The sequence below is a fragment of the Vibrio genomosp. F10 str. 9ZD137 genome (genome assembly GCF_049974785.1).
In the GTDB taxonomy this organism is placed as follows: Bacteria; Pseudomonadota; Gammaproteobacteria; order Enterobacterales; family Vibrionaceae; genus Vibrio.
Genome location: NZ_JBNGCJ010000608.1, coordinates 1 through 4,454, shown reverse-complemented (window position 1 = coordinate 4,454; position 4,454 = coordinate 1). Strand labels below are relative to the sequence as shown.

The 4,454-nt window shown below is 44.2% G+C and carries 5 protein-coding genes; all 5 read left to right on the top strand.

The genetic code is table 11. The features are described from left to right. A partial coding sequence (mreC, locus tag ACP45E_RS14805) for a rod shape-determining protein MreC (protein WP_069585176.1) occupies positions 1-498 on the top strand: 498 nt, incomplete at its 5' end. Beyond that, on the top strand, positions 488-976 hold the full coding sequence (gene mreD / locus ACP45E_RS14800; RefSeq protein WP_017035135.1) for a rod shape-determining protein MreD: 489 nt from the start codon (positions 488-490) through the stop codon (positions 974-976). The genes mreC and mreD, both read left to right, overlap by 11 nt. After that, on the top strand, positions 976-1,560 hold the full coding sequence (locus ACP45E_RS14795) for a Maf family protein (protein WP_026026657.1): 585 nt from the start codon (positions 976-978) through the stop codon (positions 1,558-1,560). The genes mreD and ACP45E_RS14795 overlap by 1 nt, the downstream gene beginning before the upstream one ends. 21 nt (positions 1,561-1,581) lie before the next feature. After that, entirely contained in the window at positions 1,582-3,051 is a 1,470-nt protein-coding gene (gene rng / locus ACP45E_RS14790; protein WP_017035137.1) for a ribonuclease G, read from the top strand. Positions 3,052-3,139: 88 nt separating this feature from the next. Further along, positions 3,140-4,454, top strand: a 1,315-nt coding sequence (locus ACP45E_RS14785) for a YhdP family protein (protein WP_426511361.1), incomplete at its 3' end; no start/stop codon positions are given.

Below are 4,454 nucleotides of genomic sequence, written 5' to 3'. Positions count from 1 at the left end.
ACCGCTCTTCCGATCTGGCGAGTGGATGGTGTGTACGTTGGTCAACCTGTGACTAACGAGCATGGCATCGTCGGTCAAGTCACCTTTGTTGCGGCGCATAATAGCCGAGTACTATTATTAACTGACAGCAATAGCGCGATTCCGGTTCAGGTGATCCGTAACGATATCCGAGTGATTGCTTCCGGTTCTGGGGACATCGATAAACTTCAGTTGGAGCACATCCCAACCAGCACCGATATTTTAGAAGGCGATCTTCTTGTGACATCAGGTCTTGGCGGTGTTTATCCTGAGGGGTATCCCGTTGCCTATGTGACAAGCGTTGATAGAGATACACAGCGTGAGTTCGCTGCGATCAGTGCAGGACTTGTGGTTGAGTTTGATCGTTTACGATATTTACTGCTTATTTGGCCTAATGAATCGAGAGTAGAAAAAATATTACAAGCGGATCCTGAGGTGATGGAAGAAGAGGCAATGGAAGAGGCAAACAATGACCAATAGAGTTCTATCGAGTCGAATCGTCATTATGACTTCATTTCTTATTGCTCTCATTTTACAAACTATCCCATGGCCGGGCGTGCTTGATCTTTTAAGACCTGCATGGTTATTGCTAGTGATCTGTTATTGGGTTCTTGCCTTGCCACATCGTGTCAACGTAGGAACCGCATTAGTTTTAGGTCTCCTGTGGGATCTTTTACTTGGGTCGACACTGGGTATTCGAGGAATGATGTTATCGATAGTTATCTATGTGGTAGCAATCAATTTCCTCGTTCTAAGAAATATGGCCTTATGGCAACAAGCGATCATTATTGCTTTGTTATCCATCGCGCTTGAAGGAATGATCTTTTTTGGTGAGTTCTTAATTCAAGACATTGCCTTTAATCCATTGTCACTGTGGAGCGGGCTGATAAATGCCATACTGTGGCCTTGGATGTTTTTATTAATGCGTCGAGTAAGACGACATTGGCAAATAAAATGATGAACATGAAAAAACTGGTCTTAGCGTCAGGGTCGCCAAGACGTAAAGAACTTCTAACTCAATTAGGGTATGAGTTTGAGGTATTGGTGACCGACGTTGAAGAAACATGCTTAGCTTCAGAAACCCCAGAGCAGTATGTTAAGCGTCTATCATTAGATAAGGCGAAGGCTGGGCTTTTACGCTGTGAAGAGCGTTCACATCATGAAAGTAATACCGTGGTTTTAGGCTCCGATACCATCGTTGTGAGTGGCGACAATATATTAGAAAAACCCAATGATTTAGTGCACGCAAAACAGATGTTAATGCAGTTATCCAACCGCTGCCACCAAGTGCTCACCGCAGTGACGGTGATATCAAATCAAAAACAGCACTCAGTGGTTGTGTCGACCGATGTGTGGTTTAAGCCTTTGTCTGAAAATGAAATAGAACAATATTGGCATACGGGCGAACCACAAGATAAAGCGGGAAGTTATGGCATTCAAGGATTGGGCGGACGTTTTGTCACCCGAATCGAAGGCAGCTACTTTGCCGTGGTCGGATTACCCCTTTATGAAACAGACCAACTGCTGCGCGAATTTTTATAATTATAATTTTGAGGTGTACTCATGAGTGCAGAGTTATTACTAAACATCACGCCAAGTGAAACACGGGTGGCGATGATAGAAAGTGGGGTTCTACAAGAAATCCATATAGAACGTGAAGCAAAACGTGGCATCGTCGGCAATATCTACAAAGGTAAAGTCAGTCGAGTTTTACCTGGCATGCAAGCGGCTTTTATTGATATTGGTTTAGATAAAGCGGCCTTTTTGCACGCCTCAGACATCGTTCCACATACGGAATGCGTGGCTGAAAATGAGAAAAAACAATTCCAAGTTCGCGACATTTCGGAGCTAGTTAGACAAGGGCAAGACATTGTCGTACAAGTCGTGAAAGATCCTCTTGGGACAAAAGGGGCGCGCCTCACCACGGACATCACCTTGCCTTCGCGTTATCTCGTTTTTATGCCAGGCGCGAGCCATGTGGGCGTTTCTCAGCGTATTGAAAGCGAGAAAGAACGTAACCGGTTAAAGAAAGTTGTTTCTCACTATTGTGATGAGCATGGCGGATTCATTATTCGTACCGCTGCGGAAGGGGCAGATGAGAAAGAACTGTCTCAAGATGCCGCATTTCTGAAGCGCTTATGGTCAAAGATTGTTGAGCGACGAGTTAAGTATAAAACGAGAAGTAATCTGTACGGTGAGCTTGGCCTTGCGCACCGCATTATCCGAGATTTTGTCGGCACAGAGCTGGATAACATCATGGTGGATTCACGTCTTGAATATGAGCGATTGGTTGAATTTACCAGTGAGTATGTTCCTGAGTTGACAGATAAACTGGAGCTATACGAAGGTGATAAGCCTATCTTTGATATGTATGACACTGAAAATGAGATTCAACGTTCTCTTGATCGGAAAGTCGAATTAAAATCAGGTGGCTATCTCATCATCGATCAAACCGAAGCAATGACGACGGTAGACATCAATACCGGTGCGTTTGTCGGACGTAGAAACCTAGAAGAGACGATCTTTAACACCAATATTGAAGCGACTCAGGCGATAGCTCGTCAATTACGTTTAAGAAACCTTGGCGGGATTATTATCATTGATTTCATTGATATGCTCTCAGAAGATCACCGTAAGCGAGTGCTTACCTCGTTAGATGCAGCGCTCAATAAAGATCGGGTCAAAACCAACATAAACGGCTTTACCCAGTTAGGCCTTGTTGAGATGACGCGTAAGCGCACAAGGGAAAGTATCGAGCATGTATTGTGTGCTAGCTGCCCAGCTTGTGAAGGTCGAGGGAGTGTGAAAACGGTGGCGACCGTGTGCTTTGAAATACTACGCGAAATTACAAGGGTTAACCGTGCATACGATGCAGACAAGTTTGTTGTTTACGCGTCACCAGCGGTTGCAGAGTCGTTAGAAGATGATGAATCTCACGCTCTTGCTGAACTAGAAGTCTTTATCGGCAAAGAAGTTCGTATTCAAGCTGAGCCTCTTTATGTTCAAGAGCAATTTGACGTCGTTATGATGTAATAGGCATTTTGTGAATTCCGCTTTCGTCCACCTGCTGCGGGTGTTGTTATTCTTGCTCCTCACCATTTTTGTTTCATTAGCAATTTTGGTGACGAGCTTGCGCATCGCTCTGCCTAAGCTCAATCATTTTCAAGATGAGATTCAATCTTGGGTCAGTCAGAGTGCAGGGATTGAGTTTAACATTGATAGCGTCAAAGGTTTTTGGCGCAATACTCATCCCTCTATCGCTTTGGAAGGGCTTGCGGCTGATCTTCCTGATAATTCCAATATCCACCTTTCGGCGAAAACTCTGGAAGTGGAGTTTGACCTCATCCAATCTATTCTTCAGCTTCAACCTATTGTGACCGATTTATCGATCAATGAGATGAAGCTGGATATACGGTCGGTCTCGTTATTTCAACAATCTGAAGAAACGAGTGAAAACGTCCCAGATCATGATAGCTCTGTGGTGGCTAAGTTAGATCGATTATTACTGTCCCAACTGGATGACTTTTCTTTACTCAACTCATCAATCATGTATCAGGCGGTTGATGGTGGTACGCGTCAATTAGATATTGAAAACTTGCGTTGGCTCAATCAAGGAAACTTACATAAAGCTGAAGGTACGGTCAGTATTGCTGATACCGCGTTAAATTCCTTGCAAGTAAGCGCTAACTTCTATGATTACGGATCATTAAAGGATGTATCGGGTGAATTCTATTTGGCCGCCAATAATCTTCGCATTACCCCCTGGATTCCAAGTGAATGGCGGGAAAAAACGGGCATAGAGAAAGGTTTTGTTAGCTTTAGTAGTTGGATAACGTTAGAGCACGGACGTCCTATTGATGCTTATGTCGATCTGAATCCATCAGAACTGGTTTGGAATGACGAACAGCAGCATCTACTGGTGCTTGAATCGGGTATTATCAAACTGTTACCGAGTGAAGAAGGCTTGCGAGTTGATGCGCATTCGTTGCAGGTCAGAACCGATAGTATCGAATGGCCAGAACTAGACCTTGCGTTTGATTGGCAACCGGATTTATGGCGTTTAAATATCTCTCAGCTTGATTTGAAAGCACTCCGCCCTTTGGTTCGATTGGTTCCCGATTCAGACGATACGGTGAATTTTATTGAAGAGCTGGATTTTACCGGTCAGTTAGAAGATGTCAGAATTTCGAAGGGCGAAACTATAGAGTCACTTCGTTACTCTGGTGAGTTAAATAACGCCGGTATGGCCCAATGGGGGTTACTCCCTGAAGTCCATCATGCGTCAATGTCTGTTTCTGGAAATATCGAGCAAGCGAAAGCTTCCGTTTCCTTGATTGATGACATTTTACCGTATGGAAATGTGTTCCAAGCCCCTCTCAATATCAGGCAAGGACAAGTCGATATTGTGTGGCAAAATAACCCTGATGGCTGGTCGT

What these genes read in the sequence shown, in the direction of transcription:
- mreD (WP_017035135.1), top strand. Translation starts at nt 488, where the DNA reads ATGACCAATAGAGTTCTATCGAGTCGAATCGTCATTATGACTTCATTT.
- ACP45E_RS14795 (WP_026026657.1), top strand. Translation starts at nt 976, where the DNA reads ATGAACATGAAAAAACTGGTCTTAGCGTCAGGGTCGCCAAGACGTAAA.
- rng (WP_017035137.1), top strand. Translation starts at nt 1,582, where the DNA reads ATGAGTGCAGAGTTATTACTAAACATCACGCCAAGTGAAACACGGGTG.